This window comes from Micromonospora sp. NBC_00617 (genome assembly GCF_045161355.1).
GTDB lineage: Bacteria > Actinomycetota > Actinomycetes > Mycobacteriales > Micromonosporaceae > Micromonospora.
This window is the reverse complement of sequence record NZ_CP107751.1, coordinates 5,611,460-5,627,019: the sequence shown is the minus strand read 5'-3', so window position 1 is coordinate 5,627,019 and position 15,560 is coordinate 5,611,460. Positions and strand designations below refer to the sequence as shown.

Here is a 15,560-nt window from a genome sequence, read left to right as displayed (position 1 = left end):
GCCCAATGGCACAGGATTCCGGTACCCGGACCCTCATCTCCCACTCCCAGCTGAGCCGGGGGCGCGGCAAGGTCATCTACTGGACGCTGCTCGTGGTCGTCGTCGCGGGCTTCACGCTCGTCTTTCTCGGGCCCCTCTACTGGATGGTCACCGGCGCGCTCAAGTCCGGCCAGGAGATCGCGCAGACCCCGCCGTCGCTGTTTCCGAAGGACCCGCAGCCGCAGAACTACATCGACGCGTGGAACAACCTGGCCCTCGCCAAGCTGCTGTTCAACACGTTCTACTACGCCATCGGGGCGGTGCTGTTCCAACTCGTCCTCGACAGCGCCGCCGCGTACTCCCTGTCGAAGCTCCGGCCGATCTTCGGCAACGCGATCCTCGCCCTGATGCTGGGCACCCTGATGATCCCGGCGATGGTCCTCATCGTTCCGCAGTACGTGACGGTGCTCGACCTGCCGATCCTGCACATCAATCTGCTCGACTCGCCGTTCGCGATCTGGCTGCCGATGGTCGCGAACGCCTTCAACATCTTCCTGTTGAAGCGGTTCTTCGACTCGATCCCCGAGGAGCTGATGGCCGCCGCCCTGATGGACGGGGCGTCGTCGCTGCGCACGCTCTGGTCGATCATCCTGCCGCTGGCGCGTCCCATCCTCGGCGTCGTCTCGATCTTCGCCGTGACCGCGGTCTGGAAGGACTTCCTCTGGCCGAAGCTGGTCATGCCGTCGCCCGAGACCCGGACGGTCAGTGTCGGCATCTACACCTTCGCGGGTGGTACGCCGATGAACGTGGTGATCGCCGCGTCGGTCATCGCCGCCATCCCGACTGTCATCATCTTCCTGATCTTCCAACGGAACATCATGTCCGGTCTGACCACGGGCGGCATCAAGGGATAGCGCCCGACCGCATCCACCCGCGCGGCGAACACCGACAGTTCGTCCCGACACATATCTCCCTCCGGCGAACCCGCCGACGTACTGACGCAGAAAGCAGGTGCTCGTGTCCACAGCTGACAGAAGTCCGTGGTGGCGTGGAGCCGTGATCTACCAGGTGTATCCCCGGAGCTTCGCCGACGGCAACGGCGACGGCATCGGTGACATCGCCGGCATCCGGTCCCGGCTGAACCACCTGTCCGCGCTCGGCGTCGACGCGATCTGGTTCAGCCCCTGGTATCCGTCGCCGATGGCCGACGCCGGGTACGACGTGTCCGACTACCGCGACATCGATCCGGTCTTCGGCACGCTCGCCGAGGTGGAGGCGCTGATTGCGGAGGCGCACGACCTCGGCATCCGGACGATCGTCGACGTGGTGCCCAACCACTGCTCCGACGCGCACCCGTGGTTCCAGGCCGCGCTGGCCGGCGGCCCGGGAGCGCCCGAGCGGGACCTGTTCTGGTTCCGTCCCGGCCGGGGCCCGAACGGTGACCAGCGGCCCACCGACTGGGTCGGCGAGTTCGGCGGCGAGACCTGGACCCGCACCACCAACCCGGACGGCACGCCCGGTGACTGGTACCTGCACCTGTTCGCGCCGCAGCAGCCGGACTTCAACTGGGAGCACCCCCGGGTGCGGGCCGAATTCGAGGACATCCTGCGGTTCTGGTTCGACCGGGGCGTCGACGGCATCCGGATCGACTCCGCCGGTCTGCTGGTGAAGGACGGGACGCTGCCCGAGGTCGAGTCGGACCGGCCGCACCCGTTCCACGACCTCGACGGTGTGCACGACATCTACCGGGGCTGGCGTCGGGTCGCCGACGAGTACGTCGATCGCGCGCTGATCGGTGAGGTGTGGCTGCCGGACCGGCAGCGGTTCGCCAACTACCTGCGCCCCGACGAGCTGCACGCGGCGTTCAACTTCGACTTTCTCGGCTGCGCGTGGGACGCCTCGGCGCTGCGCGAGAGCATCGACGGGACGCTCAGCGCGCACGCGCCGGTCAACGCGCCGGCCACCTGGGTGCTCTCCAACCACGACGTGACCCGGCACGTCACCCGCTACGGTCGGGCGGACACCACGTTCAGCTTCGCGGCCAAGCGCGAGGGGATCCCCACCGACCTGGAGCTGGGCACCCGCCGGGCGCGGGCCGCCGCGCTGCTGTCGCTGTCGCTGCCCGGCGCCGCCTACGTCTATCAGGGCGAGGAGCTGGGGCTCTGGGAGGTCGAGGACATCCCGTACGCGCTGCGGCAGGACCCGATGTGGGAGCGCTCCGGTCGGATCGACCCCGGTCGCGACGGCTGCCGCGTGCCGCTGCCCTGGGCCGGTGACGAGCCGCCGTTCGGGTTCAGCCCCGACGGCGCGGCGGCGCCCTGGCTGCCCCAGCCGGCCGACTGGAAGGACCGCACGGCGCTGGCGCAGACCGGCGACGCGGCCTCGATGCTGGAGCTGTACCGGGCGGCGATCCACCTCCGGCGGGCCGAGGCGGCGCTCGGCGACGGTGAGCTGACGTGGCTGCCCGCCCCGGACGGGGTGCTGGCGTTCAGCCGTGGCGGTGGCTTCCGCTGCCTGGTCAACCTCACCGACGGGGCGGTGCCGCTGCCCGCCGACGGGGAGTTGCTGCTGGCCAGTGGCCCTCTCGACGACGGTCTGCTGCCGTCGGACACGGCCGTCTGGCTGCGTACCCCCGAAGAGGTGGACGGACCGCGCGCGGACGCCGCCGCCCTGACCTGATCCGACCGACGTGGTGCCGGTGGTCCCGTCCCGACCGCCGGCGCCGCACCACCCGCGCACCGCGCCCGAGAAAGGAGTACGGGGGACCGCTACGCCGCACCGACACGGGGGACCTGGCCTGCCTGACGAAAGGGAGAGCGCAGCTCATGGCCAACCACACCACCGCCACCCCGCACCATCTCCGACACCCGGCGCGCGTCGGGCTGGCCGCGATCGCCGCCACCCTGCTCGCCGCCACCTCGCTGACCGCCCTCGCGGTCACCGGCAGTGCCACCCCGGCCTCGGCGGCGGGGTTGTCCCCCTTCGACATCTCCGGCCGTGGGGCCACCGTCCCGTTTCTCGAACAGGAGGCCGAGAAGGCCGCCCACAACGGCACGAAGATCGGCCCGGACCGGCGCTACGGCACGCTGCCGTCGGAGGCGTCCGGCCGCGAGGCGGTCACCCTCGACGCCGTCGGCGAGTACGTCGAGTTCACGCTCACCGCCCCGGCCAACGCGGTCACCTTCCGGCACAGCCTGCCGGACAGCCCTTCCGGCACCGGCCGGGACGCCGCCCTCGACCTGCGGGCCAACGGCACGCTGCTGAAGTCGGTGCCGGTGACGTCGAGGTACGGCTGGTACTACGGCGGTTACCCGTTCAACAACAACCCGGGCGACACGAACCCGCACCACTTCTACGACGAGACCCGGACGATGTTCGGCACCACCTACCCGGCCGGTACGAAGATCCGGTTGCAGGTCTCCTCGACCGCCCAGTCGCCATCCTTCACGATCGACCTGGCGGACTTCGAGCTGGTCGCCCCGGCGATCACCAAACCCTCCGGTGTCATCGACGTGGTCACCGACTTCGGCGCCGACCCGAGCGGCGCGACCGATTCGACCGCGAAGTTCCAGGCGGCGGTCGACGCCGGTAAGGCCCAGGGCCGCGCCGTCTGGATCCCGACCGGCACGTTCACCCTCTGGGACCACGTGGTGGTCGACGGGGTGACCCTGCGCGGCGCGGGCCCGTGGTATTCGGTGCTCGGCGGCCGGCACCCCACCGACCGCAAGCGGGCCGCCGGCATCTACGGCAAGTACGTCCCCGGCGGCGGCTACACGGGGGAGATCCGGGCGCACGAGGCCGGCGGGCCGAGCCGCAACGTCACGCTGCGGGACTTCGCCATCATCGGCGACATCCGCGAACGGGTGGACGAGGACCAGGTCAACGCCCTGGGCGGGGCGATGACCAACTCGGTGGTGGACAACCTGTGGCTGGAGAACACCAAGGTCGGCGCCTGGATGGACGGCCCGATGGACAACTTCACCATCCGCAACAGCCGCATCCTGGACCAGACCGCGGACGGGGTGAACTTCCACACCGGCGTCACCAACTCGACGGTGACGAACACGTTCGTGCGCAACACCGGCGACGACGCCCTGGCGATGTGGGCGCAGAGCGTCCCGAACGTCAACAACTCGTTCACCCACAACACCATCGGCGTGACGCTGCTGGCGAACCACCTGGTCAGCTACGGCGGTCGGGACATCAAGATCACCGACAACGTGACTGCCGACTCGCTGACCAACGGCGGTGGCATCCACGTCGCCAACCGCTACCCGGGCGTGCAGGGTGACACCGCGGTCCGAGGCACCTGGACGATCGCCCGGAACACGCTGATCCGCAACGGCAACTCGGACTACAACTGGAACTTCGGCGTCGGGGCGATCTGGTTCTCCGCCCTCAACGAGGCGTTCCAGCAGGCCACCATCAACATCACCGACACCGACATCCTGGACAGCTCATACGCCGCGCTGCACTGGATCGAGGGCCAGACCAGCGGGATCAACCTCACCAACGTACGGATCGACGGGGCCGGCACGTACGCGCTCCAGGTGCAGGCACCCAGCCAGGTGTCGTTCACCAACGTGCGGGCCACCAACATCGCGCAGAGCAACCCGATGCACAACTGCGTGGGCGGCGGCTTCCAGATCACCCAGAGCGCCGGCAACTCGGGCTGGTACACGTCGACCCCGTACTGCGGCCCGTGGCCGGAGCCGCAGTGGGGTGGCGGCCCCAGCACCCCGCCGACCACCGGCCCCACCACCCCGCCACCCACCACCGCGCCCCCGACCACGCCGCCCCCGACCACGCCGCCGCCCACCGGCGGGAACCTGGCGCTGAACCGGTCGACGACCGCGACCAGCACCAACCAGAGCTACACGGCGGGCAACGCCGTCGACGGCAATGCGGCCACCTACTGGGAGAGCGCCAACAACGCCTTCCCGCAGTCGCTGACGGTGGATCTGGGCTCGGCCCGCCCGGTCGACCGGGTGGTGCTCAAGCTGCCCGCCGGCTGGGAACAGCGGACCGAGACGCTGTCGGTGCTCGGCTCCACCGACGGCTCGTCGTACGCCACCCTGGCGTCGTCCGCCGGTCGGGTCTTCGCCCCGGGCACGGGCAACACCGTGTCGATCGGGCTGCCCTCCGGTGACCGCCGCTACATCCGGGTCACCGTCACCGGCAACACGGGCTGGCCGGCCGCCCAGCTCAGCGAGGTCGAGGTGTACGGCGGCACCGCCACCACGCCGCCGCCGACCACCGCAGCACCGACGACGGCCCCACCGACCACCGCCCCGCCGACCACGCCCCCGCCCAGTGGCAACCTCGCCGCCGGACGGTCGATCACCGAGACCAGCCACTCCGACGTGTACGCCGCGCCCAACGCGGTGGACGGCAACGCCAACACCTACTGGGAGAGCGCCAACAACGCCTTCCCGCAGTCGCTGACGGTGGACCTGGGCGCCACCCGTTCGGTGTCCCGGGTCGTGCTGAAGCTGCCGCCGTCGTCCGCGTGGCAGACCCGTACGCAGACGCTGTCGGTGCTCGGCTCCACCACCGGCTCGTCGTTCACCACCCTGAAGGCGTCCGCCGGCTACACCTTCAACCCGGTCAGCGGCAACACGGTCACCGTGACCTTCCCGGCGACCAGCCAGCGGTATCTGCGGCTGACCGTCACCGGCAACACCGGCTGGCCCGCCGGCCAGCTCAGCGAGTTCGAGGTCTACTCCAGCTAGGCCGACGGCCCCCGCCCGAGCGGGGCGGGGGCCACCGGTCGGGAGCCCGGCGCAGCGCGGCGCCGGCCCACCCGCACCCGTCCCGCACCGCACCGTCCCCCACCTGTCGCGGCACGACGGGCGTACCCCTGCACCCGTCACCGGGCAACGCACCCCACACCACCCCCGAAAGAGGTGTAGCCACCGATGTCCAGAAACGGCACCACCCGAGGCACCCCGCGAACCGGCTCGCCCGGTTCCGCCCACCGAACCGGCCGATCGCCGGCCGGTCGGCGGCTGCTCGCCGGCGCGCTCGCCGGACTGCTCCTCGCCGCCGTTCCCGCCGTCACCCCCGCGACCGCGGCACCGGCAGCGACGCCCGCTCCCGCCCCGGCGGGCTCAGCCCGTGCGGCCCTGCTCGCCGGGCTCTCGGCCACCATGAGCGCCAGCAGCTACAACCAGAACTACGTGGCGGGCAACGCCAACGACGGCAACGCCTCGACCTACTGGGAGAGCGCCAACAACGCGTTTCCGCAGTGGATCCAGGCCGACCTGGGCGCCACCGTCAACGTGGACCGGGTGGTGCTCAAACTGCCGCCCTCGTCGGACTGGCAAACCCGCACCCAGACCCTGTCGGTGCTCGGCTCCACCAACGGCTCGACCTTCAGCACCCTGAAGTCGTCCGCCGACTACACCTTCAACCCGAGCAGCGGCAACACCGCGACCGTCAGCTTCACCGCCACCAGCACCCGTTACGTACGGGTGCAGGTCACCGGCAACACCGGCTGGCCGGCCGCGCAGTTCTCCGAGGTGGAGGTGTACGACGCCAGCGGCAGCACCGACACCCAGGCACCGAGCGCGCCCGGCAACCTGGCGTACACCCAGCCCGCCAGCGGGCAGATTCGGCTCACCTGGTCGGCGTCGAGCGACAACGTCGGGGTGACCGGGTACGACGTCTACGCCAACGGCGCGCTGCGCGGCAGCGTCAGCGGCTCGACGCTGACGTACACCGACAGCCAGGCGGACAGCGCCACGGTCTCGTACTACGTGCGGGCCAAGGACGCGGCCGGCAACCAGTCGTCGAACAGCAACACGGTGACCCGCACGGGAACCGGCAACCCGCCCACCGGGACCAACCTGGCGGTCGGCAAGCCGATCACCGCGTCCGGGTACGTGCACACGTTCGTGGCGACCAACGCCAACGACAACAACGTGGCCACCTACTGGGAGGGCAACGGCAACCCGAGCACGCTGACCGTGCAGCTCGGTGCGAACGCCAGCCTCAGCCAGGTCGTGCTGAAGCTCAACCCGGACTCCGCCTGGGGGACGCGTACCCAGAACATCACCGTCCTCGGTCGCGACCAGGGCTCGTCGAGCTTCACCACCCTGGTCGGCGCGACGAACTACACCTTCAACCCGGGCAGCGGCAACACGGTGACCATCCCGGTCTCCGCGACCGCCGCCGACGTACGGCTCTCGATCGCCTCGAACACCGGCGCCCCGGCCGGCCAGGTGGCCGAGTTCCAGGTCTTCGGCACTGCCGCACCGAACCCGGACCTCACCGTGACCGGCATGTCGTTCAGCCCGTCAGCGCCCGTGGAGACCAGCACCATCACGCTCTCCGCGACCGTGCGGAACGCCGGCTCGGCGGCCTCCGCCGCGACCAACGTCAACTTCTACCTGGGCTCCACCCGGGTCGGCACCGCGTCGGTCGGTGGCCTCGCGGCCGGCGCGTCGACCACCGTCAGCGCCAGCATCGGCACCCGTGACGCGGGCAGCTACCCGCTCAGCGCGAAGGTCGACGAGTCGAACACCGTCGTCGAGACCGACGACACCAACAACAGCTACACCAACCCCAGCCCGCTGGTGGTCAGCGCGGTCGCCAGCTCCGACCTGGTCGCCTCCGCGGTCGACTGGTCGCCGGGCAACCCGCCGCCGGGCAGCACGGTCACCTTCTCCGTGTCGCTCCGCAACGCCGGCAACCAGGCGTCCGCGTCCGGCGCGCACGGCATCACGCTGACCGTGCTCAACGAGTCCGGCACTGCCGTGCGTACCCTGACCGGCTCGTACTCCGGTGTGATCAACCCCGGTGCGACGGTCGGCCCGATCAACCTCGGCACCTGGACCGCCGCCAACGGCAGGTACACCGTCCGGGTGGTGCTCGCCGCCGACGGCAACGAGCTGCCGGTGAAGCAGACCAACAACACCAGCGACCGGCCGCTCTTCGTGGGTCGCGGCGCCAACCTCGGCTACGACATGTACGAGGCCGAGGACGGCACCACCGGCGGCGGCGCCGGGCAGGTCGGGCCGAACCGGGACATCGGCAACCTCGGCGGCGAGGCGTCCGGACGTCGGGCGGTCACCCTGAACAGCACCGGCGCGTACGTCGAGTGGACCACCCGGGCGGCGACCAACACCCTGGTCACCCGCTTCTCCATTCCCGACGCGCCCGGAGGTGGGGGCATCGACTCGACGCTGAACATCTACGTCAACGGCACCCTGCACAAGCCGATCAACCTGACCTCCAAGCACATCTGGCTGTACGGCGCGGAGGCCAGCCCGAGTGACTCGCCCAGCGCCGGCCCGCCTCGCCACCTGTACGACGAGGCGAACGTGATGCTGAACTCGACCATCCCGGCCGGCAGCAAGATCCGTTTGCAGAAGGACCCGGCCAACACCACCACGTACGCGATCGACTTCATCAACCTGGAGCTGGTCGCACCGCGCGCCAACCCGGACCCGGCCCGCTACCGGGTGCCGAGCGGCTTCAGCCACCAGGACGTCCAGAACGCGCTCGACGCGGTCCGGATGGACACCACCGGCAACCTGCTCGGCGTCTACCTGCCGGCCGGCACGTACGAGACCGCGCAGAAGTTCCAGGTGTACGGCAAGCCGATTTCGGTGGTGGGCGCGGGCATGTGGTACACCCGCTTCCAGACGCCGACCGGTCAGCAGAACACCGACGCGGGCTTCCGGGTGGAGTCCTCGGCCAGCGGGTCGTCCTTCTCCCACCTGGCCTTCTTCGGCAACTACACCAACCGGATCGACGGGCCGGGCAAGGTCTGGGGTGAGCTGAAGGACGTCGACAACATGACCCTCGACAGCGTCTGGGTCGAGCACACCGTCTGCGCGTACTGGGGTGTGAGCGTCAGCGGGTTGACCATCAAGAACAGCCGCTTCCGGGACACCTTCGCCGACGGGGTGAACCTGACCAACGGCAGCACCAACAACCTGGTCACCAACACCGAGGGGCGGTCGAACGGCGACGACGCGTTCGCCCTCTTCTCGGCCACCGACCAGGGCGCGTCGACCGGCAACAACGGCAACGTGTTCGAGAACCTCTCGGCCACGCTGACCTGGCGGGCGGCCGGGCTGGCGGTCTACGGCGGCTACAACAACATCTTCCGCAACCTCTACATCGCGGACATATTGACGTACTCCGGGATCACCATCAGCTCGCTGGACTTCGGTTACCCGTTCATCGGGTTCGGGGCCAGCCCACCGACCCAGTTCCAGAACATCTCGATCATCAGAGCGGGCGGGCACTTCTGGGGCTCGCAGACGTTCCCCGCGATCTGGGTGTTCTCCGCCTCGAAGGAGTTCCGCGGCATCCGGGTGTCCGACGTGGACATCGTCGATCCGACGTACTCGGGAATCATGTTCCAGACCAAGTACAACGGATCGCAGCCGGAGAACCCGATCACCGACACGGTCTTCACCAACATCTCGATCAGCGGTGCCCGCAAGAGCGGTGACGCGTACGACGCGAAGTCGGGCTTCGCGGTCTGGGCCAACGAGCTGCCCGAACCCGGTCAGGGCCCGGCGGTCGGCTCGGTCACGTTCAACAACCTGCGGCTGACCAACAACTACCAGGACATCCGCAACACCACGACAACCTTCACCATCAACCGCAACTGACCTGGCGCGGAGCCGGCGCCGTCGGGAGGGTTCCCCCTTCCGGCGGCGTCGTGCCGTGCCGGCCCTCGCCCGCGGCGAACCGGGCCGCGCCGGCCGCCGCGTCGGTGGCCAGCGAATCCATCCCGTACGCCAGCTCGGTCGCCAGCGCCTCCGCCTCGGGTCGACCGGCGCCGGCCAGCACGGCCGCCCGGTCGTTGCGCAGGCAGGTCTGGGGATGACGGGCGATCGCCGCGGCCAGCTCCTCGGCCGCCGTCCGCGCCTGCCCCGGCGGCACCACCCGGTTGACCAACCCCATGGTGTACGCCTCGTCGGCGGGCACCGCCCGCCCGGTGAGGATCAGGTCCATCGCGCGGCTCTCCCCGATCAACCGGGGCAGCCGGACCGTCCCGCCGTCGATCAGCGGCACTCCCCAGCGACGGCAGAACACCCCGAGCGTGGCGTCGGACTCGGCGACCCGCAGGTCGCACCAGAGCGCCAGCTCCAGGCCGCCGGCCACCGCGTACCCGGAGATCGCCGCGATCACCGGCTTGCTCAGCGCCATGCGGGTCGGACCCATCGGGCCGTCTCCCTCCGGCTCGACCCGATTGCCGCTGGGCGTGCCGATCGCCTTGAGGTCGGCGCCGGAGCAGAACGTGCCACCGGCACCCCAGAGCACGGCCACCGACGCGTCCGGGTCGGCCTCGAAAGCCCGAAAGGCGTCCGCCAGAGCCCGCGCGGTTGCCCCGTCCACAGCGTTCCGAGCCTCGGGACGATCCACGATCACCGTGCTGACTGCCCCGACCCGCTCCACCCGCACACCCATCCCACCAGCATCCCCCGCACCCCCGCCCTCCCGCCCTCCGCACCCCGCCCCCGCCCCGTCGATCTTGCACTTTCGGTTGTCGGATCGCGTCTTATGTCCCGGTTTATCGGAGCAGAAAGTGCAAGATCGGCGCGTGCGGGGGACGCGGCAGGTTTGTCGCCGGTGGTCGGTTTGTGATGGCGATCGCCGGGAAGTCGGTACTTGTGCGAGCGCTATTGACGAAAGTTGAGCAGGCATCCGGTCTGGACCGGACGGGCGACCGTCTGCAGCGGGTGGTTCTCGGCACGCTGCGACCGCGGCGGCTGCGGGACCTGCTGCACGGCGTGACGTTGGGGCATCCGCTGCATCCGGCGATGGTGCAGGTGCCGGTCGGCGCGTGGATCAGCGCCGCCGTGCTGGACCTGATGCCGGGGCAGCGCCAGCCAGCCACCGTGCTGGTCGGTCTGGGCACCGTCAGCGCGCTGCCGGCGGCGGTCGCCGGTCTGAACGACTGGGCGGCGCTCTCCCGGGACCAGCGTCGGGTCGGCCTGGTGCACGCCGCCGCGAACACCGTCGGCGTGGGTCTCTACGCCGGCTCGCTGGCGGCGCGGCTGTCCGGGCGGCACGGCGTCGGTCGGGCGCTCGGCTTCCTCGGCCTCTCCGCCGTGAGCCTCGGCGCGTACATCGGTGGCCACCTGGCGTACAAGCAGGGCGCCCAGGTCAACCAGAGCGTGTCCGAGCTGCACCGGATGAGCGCCGGCTGGCACTCACTGGCCGACATGGCCACCCTGCCGCAGCGCACACTGATCACCCGGGAGGTCGACGACATCTCGGTGATCCTCTACCGCCACGGTGACGAGGTCACCGTGATGCTGGAGCGCTGCCCGCACCAGAGCGGACCGCTCGGCGAGGGCGAGGTCCAGGAGATCGACGGCCATGCCTGTGTGGTCTGTCCGTGGCACGGCAGCGCTTTCCGGCTCAACGGCGGCGAGGTCGTGCAGGGGCCCTCCGGCAACGACCAGCAGATCCTGCCCACCCGGATCCAGGACGGCGTCCTGCAGACCCGCCTGCCCTGATCACTGTCCGCCGAGTACGACCGCCGAGGCTCGGCCCCGGTCCGGACGGCGCTGACCACCAGCCGGGCTCGCTGTGTACGGCGGGCAGGCCGCCATGCGCGGTGGTGGCGTGTCCGCGCGGTGGGAGCGGTGTCGCCCTCAGCGGACATACCTCAGAGTCATATCTATGACTCTGAGGTATGTCGCTCTTCGGACCATCCGCCGGCCGCTGACTCGTAGCTCGTGAAGGCCCCCGGTCCGGTCAGCCCACGTCGTCGCAGAACAGGCTGCCGTGGCGCTCAGATTCGTCGATGCCGACCGCCCGATGGCTCGCCCGGTTCGGCGCTCCAGCCTTCGTCCCAACCGGCCGCCCCGGTAGGGGCTTTCTCCACGGCCGGCCCGCCGGTTGGCGGCACCGTGCCCCCGGTGGCCGCTGCCACTCGGCTGGCGGCCCAGGCGGCACCGCTACCGACGGCACCGTGCGGCTTCCGGCCGGTTGCACCGTCGGTCCAAGCCGTCGTGCCACCGCGCCAACCGCCGCTGCGCGAACCACCGGCGTCGCGGTCCGCGCCGCCGCCCCGACCTGAGCTGGGGCGGCGGCGTGCGCGGGCGGCCGCGGCCATCCGGGGGGCGGCACCGGCGGTGGCGGGGCGGCGGCGCAGCCCGAGAACCGCGCCGATCTGTGCGCCCACGATGCTCGCCACGGCCAGCACGGCGGAGACCGCGAGGGGTCGGTTCACCCGGTCGGTGGTTCCGGCCCGAGCCGCGCCAACGGTCATCGGGGGTACCTGACCTGTCGACTCCGTACCGCCGGGGGCTGCCTGTTCCGCCCGCTCCGGCGCGGTCCGCTCGGGCGCCGGTCGCGAAGCCGGCGGCTTGGGCGCGGCGGGCCGGCCGACGAGTTTGCCGGTGGCGTGCGGGCGGGCACCCTGGTCGGCGGCCTCCGTCGGCAGCCGGAGCAGTTGGCCGGGGCGAATCCGATCCGGGTCGTCCAGCCGGTTCAGCTTGGCGAGCTGTCGATAGTCGCCGAACTCGTCGAGGTACCGCTCGGCCACCTCGCCGAGGTAGTCGCCCCGCGCCACGCGATACACCGGCGCTGCCTGGTCACCAGCGCTCGGCCCGCCGGGCGCGACCAGTCCGAGCGGCCCGTTCCCGGCCATCCCGAGCGGCCCACCTTCGGGCAGTCGAGCGGCGCTGGTCGAAGCGCTCGACTGGGCGTACGCCGGACCGGTGTAGACCGCCGCGGCGCTGGCTGCGGCCGGGCTGGCCGCGAGGATCAGCGCGACCGAACCCACCAGCGCGGCGGCGGCTTTCTGCTGGCGGCTCATCCCCGGCAACTTCGGCGCCGGCCTGCGCAGAATCTGCGCACCCAGCTCGACCACCACGGAGAAGGCGAACGTGGCCCAGCCGAACCAACCGGCCAGCGCCAGGGCCCGCAGGAAGAGCTGCCCGTCGTCGCGACTGGTCAGGACGGTGCCCACTTCGGCGAGGGTGGGCAGATGGTCGGGCAGGGGATTGCCCGCGAAGGCGAACAGCGCGACCGGCGCACCCGCCACCAGAGCACAGAGCACGACGAGCGCGCCGACGCCGGTGAGGACGCGTCCCGTCCGCCGTACGACGGACCGACCCGATGCGGACATGGCGGCCTTCCTTCCTACGGTCCTGCGGTGATGGCCCGCGCGGTCGCCTCGCCGGTGACGGTGACCCGGTCGGCGAAGCCGAACAGCCCGAGCATCGAGCGGCGGTAGGTGATCGTGACGCGTACCCGGACGACGGTCTCCCCGGCGATCTGCGGGAAGCTCACGGTGTGGCCGGTGGTGCCGGCGGCGGAGAGGTAATTGGCGACCGCGACGCGGGCCTGCGGCTGGTCGATCCGCGTCGGCCCACCCTCGATCGCGGTGGCCCGGTCGATGGCCTGCCCGCCCGCGCGGGCCGCCTCGGCGGCCAGGTTGTCGGCGCGTTGCAGCGTGCGGAGCTGGCCGGCGCCGTCGAACGAGAGCCCCACGATGGCCAGTACGCCGACCATCGCCACCGCCAGGAAGATGCTGACCCGGCCGTGGTCGCCGCAGCGCGTACGGACGGTCATCGCCGGCTCCGGTAACGGTCCAGGGGTGAGGTGAAGCTGGCCTCGATGCGGTTTTCGCTGGGCATGCCGGGCACGGCCGAGAGGCGCAGATCCCGGAAGGACACCCGGCAGGCGACCGTGACGGTGACCGTCGCATCCTGGCCGAGCGCGCTGCGGTAGGCCTTGTCGAAGCTGGTGGCGTCCTTTCCGACCGTGCCGCTGAACGTCAGGGTCGGAGTGCCGGTGCAACTCAGCCCTCGCCAGTCCAGCTGTTGCTGAGCCGCCTTGCGCGCTTCCTTGCGGGCGTCGGCCGAATTTCGGGAGATCGAGGCGGCGCGGGCCGCGTCGTGTGCGGCGGCGTCGATGGCCTCCGCCGCGACAGCGCTGCGACCGGCCACGCCGGCCAGCACCATCAGCGCGATGAACGCGGGTGCGAGCACCGCCACCTCGATGGAGACCGAGCCTCGCTCGGCGGGCCGGTTCACGGCGCTGTCACCCGCTCCACCGTCCCGTGCGCGGTCTGCTGGACCGCGAAGTCCACGCCGGGCACCACCGACAGGGACCGACCGGTCACCGTGCAGGTCACCTCGACGTCGGTGGTCACGCAGGTCGGGCCGGTCCGCTCCCAGCCCAGCAACCAGCCGCCGGTGGCAGACAGGAACCGGGTGGCGCTGGCCTTCCCGGCGCCTTCGCGGGCGTTGTAGAGCCGCTGGGCGTTGACCCCGCTCTGCGCGGCGTTCAACGCCGTGGAGCGGGCCAGGAAGACGGCCGAGACCTGGAGCGAGGCGAACAGGAGCACCAGGATCAGCGGCATCACCACGGCCAGCTCCACCGGGTTGGCGCCCCGCTCCCGGTCGCCGGCCACGAGGCGACACCGGGCGGCGAGAACCGCCCGGCGCCACCTTCCGAACGCGGCTCGGCGCATGCCGGCTACTTCGGGTTCGTGTGGCTCGGGATGGCCTTCATCCAGTCGTTGGCCTTGCCGAGGGCCAGGCCGGTGACGATGGTCGCCACGAAGACCAGACCGAAGATGATCACAGCGGTCGGTACCGGGCTGTCGCCGCGCTCGCCGTCGCGCCGCAGCTCGGCGAAGCGCGTCGTCACCACGACGTGCAGGTAGGTGAGGATGGACATGGCGTACTCCTTCTCGGGGGTCGGATCAGACACGGGCGATGAACGGATAGACGACGAAGCCGAGCAGCACGAAGACGAGAAGTGCGCCCGGGATGTCGAGGCGGCTCGTCACGCCCTCGGCGCGGGCCAGGTTGTCGGTGCGGATCTGGTCGCGCAGCGAATCGGCTCGGCTGCGCAGCGTCTCGTGCACCTGCGCACCCTCGCTGCCGGAGGAGCGCATGATCGCGCCGACGTCGCCCAGCTCCGGGATGCCGATCTTGTCGGCGAGGTCGCGCAGCTCGTCCCAGGGCGCGTGCATCTGCATCTGGGCGATCCGTAGGGACTCCTGGAGCCGGTCGAACACCCAGCCGTCACAGACCGCGGCGGCCCGCTCCAGCGACTGCACCGGCCCGTGCGCGGCGGAGAGCTGCAAAGCCACCAGATCCAGGTACGTGCAGACGGCCTGGCGGAACTCGTCGCGGGCGGCGTCCGCCTTGGCCAGCACCGACCGGTGCGCCAGCAGCGCGGCGATCAGCGCCATGCCGAGGCCACCCAGCACCGGTACGACAAGCGGCAGCGAGACACCGAGCACGAACAGCGCCACCCCGAGCAGCGTCGGCGTGGCCAGTCCGATGAGCGCGGACAGCAGCACCGACAGGGCGTACTGCTCGGGGGTCTGGCCGATCAGGGCCAGCTGCCGGTGCGGTGGTCGCAACCAGCGGGACAGCCCGGTCAGCCAGTCCAGTCGGCGGGAGGCGGGAGCGGCCACCCGCCCGGTGCCCGGCGGCTGGTGCAGGCGACGCAGCGCCGGCCCGAGCGCGGGGGTGGCCGGCACCAGCTCCCGGATCACCAGGAACAGGCCCAACCCGATCGCCGCTCCACCCGACACGGCGACGGCGAGAAGCCAGTTGACGATCACCGCGGGCCCCTTGCGGGGA

The 15,560-nt window shown here is 71.1% G+C and carries 12 protein-coding genes; 5 read left to right on the top strand and 7 right to left on the bottom strand.

The annotated features are described in order from the left end of the window. The first annotated feature begins 5 nt into the window (after positions 1–5). The 4 genes from OG505_RS25895 to OG505_RS25880 all read left to right on the top strand — a co-directional run bounded on the left by OG505_RS25895 (position 6) and on the right by OG505_RS25880 (position 9,608). Positions 6–893: a carbohydrate ABC transporter permease gene (locus OG505_RS25895; RefSeq protein ID WP_405428395.1), complete on the top strand. Its 888-nt coding sequence runs from the start codon at positions 6–8 to the stop codon at positions 891–893. A gap of 142 nt (positions 894–1,035) precedes the next feature. Further along, positions 1,036–2,658: a glycoside hydrolase family 13 protein gene (locus tag OG505_RS25890; protein WP_405428393.1), complete on the top strand. Its 1,623-nt coding sequence runs from the start codon at positions 1,036–1,038 to the stop codon at positions 2,656–2,658. Between the two features lie 146 nt (positions 2,659–2,804). Next, positions 2,805–5,711, top strand: a complete 2,907-nt coding sequence (locus tag OG505_RS25885) for a discoidin domain-containing protein (protein WP_405428391.1) — start codon at positions 2,805–2,807, stop codon at positions 5,709–5,711. 186 nt (positions 5,712–5,897) lie between these two features. Next, the gene (locus OG505_RS25880) at positions 5,898–9,608 is read left to right on the top strand and encodes a discoidin domain-containing protein (RefSeq protein WP_405428389.1); all 3,711 of its coding nucleotides are present in this window, start codon (positions 5,898–5,900) and stop codon (positions 9,606–9,608) included. Here the strand turns inward: OG505_RS25880 and OG505_RS25875 are convergent. Next, positions 9,595–10,410, bottom strand: a complete 816-nt coding sequence (locus OG505_RS25875) for a crotonase/enoyl-CoA hydratase family protein (protein ID WP_405428387.1) — start codon at positions 10,408–10,410, stop codon at positions 9,595–9,597. The two genes, OG505_RS25880 and OG505_RS25875, sit on opposite strands and share 14 nt — an antisense overlap. 203 nt (positions 10,411–10,613) lie before the next feature. On the opposite strand from OG505_RS25875, the gene OG505_RS25870 reads away from it, so the two are divergent. Beyond that, positions 10,614–11,465: a Rieske 2Fe-2S domain-containing protein gene (locus OG505_RS25870; RefSeq protein ID WP_405428385.1), complete on the top strand. Its 852-nt coding sequence runs from the start codon at positions 10,614–10,616 to the stop codon at positions 11,463–11,465. 278 nt (positions 11,466–11,743) lie between these two features. Here OG505_RS25870 and OG505_RS25865 read toward each other — a convergent pair whose 3' ends face one another. The 6 genes from OG505_RS25865 to OG505_RS25840 are packed head-to-tail and all read right to left on the bottom strand — an operon-like array spanning position 11,744 to position 15,538. Then, positions 11,744–13,084, bottom strand: a complete 1,341-nt coding sequence (locus OG505_RS25865) for a LysM peptidoglycan-binding domain-containing protein (RefSeq protein ID WP_405428383.1) — start codon at positions 13,082–13,084, stop codon at positions 11,744–11,746. Between the two features lie 14 nt (positions 13,085–13,098). Beyond that, positions 13,099–13,530: a pilus assembly protein TadG-related protein gene (locus OG505_RS25860; protein WP_405428381.1), complete on the bottom strand. Its 432-nt coding sequence runs from the start codon at positions 13,528–13,530 to the stop codon at positions 13,099–13,101. Continuing rightward, positions 13,527–13,994 (bottom strand): TadE/TadG family type IV pilus assembly protein, encoded by a 468-nt coding sequence (locus OG505_RS25855; RefSeq protein WP_405428378.1) that lies wholly within the window; start codon positions 13,992–13,994, stop codon positions 13,527–13,529. The genes OG505_RS25860 and OG505_RS25855 overlap by 4 nt, the downstream gene beginning before the upstream one ends. After that, positions 13,991–14,434: a TadE/TadG family type IV pilus assembly protein gene (locus OG505_RS25850; protein WP_405428376.1), complete on the bottom strand. Its 444-nt coding sequence runs from the start codon at positions 14,432–14,434 to the stop codon at positions 13,991–13,993. The genes OG505_RS25855 and OG505_RS25850 overlap by 4 nt, the downstream gene beginning before the upstream one ends. Before the next feature lie 5 nt (positions 14,435–14,439). After that, positions 14,440–14,643 (bottom strand): hypothetical protein, encoded by a 204-nt coding sequence (locus OG505_RS25845; protein WP_234583202.1) that lies wholly within the window; start codon positions 14,641–14,643, stop codon positions 14,440–14,442. Between the two features lie 25 nt (positions 14,644–14,668). Further along, entirely contained in the window at positions 14,669–15,538 is an 870-nt protein-coding gene (locus OG505_RS25840; protein ID WP_405434715.1) for a type II secretion system F family protein, read from the bottom strand. Between the last annotated feature and the right edge of the window lie 22 nt (positions 15,539–15,560).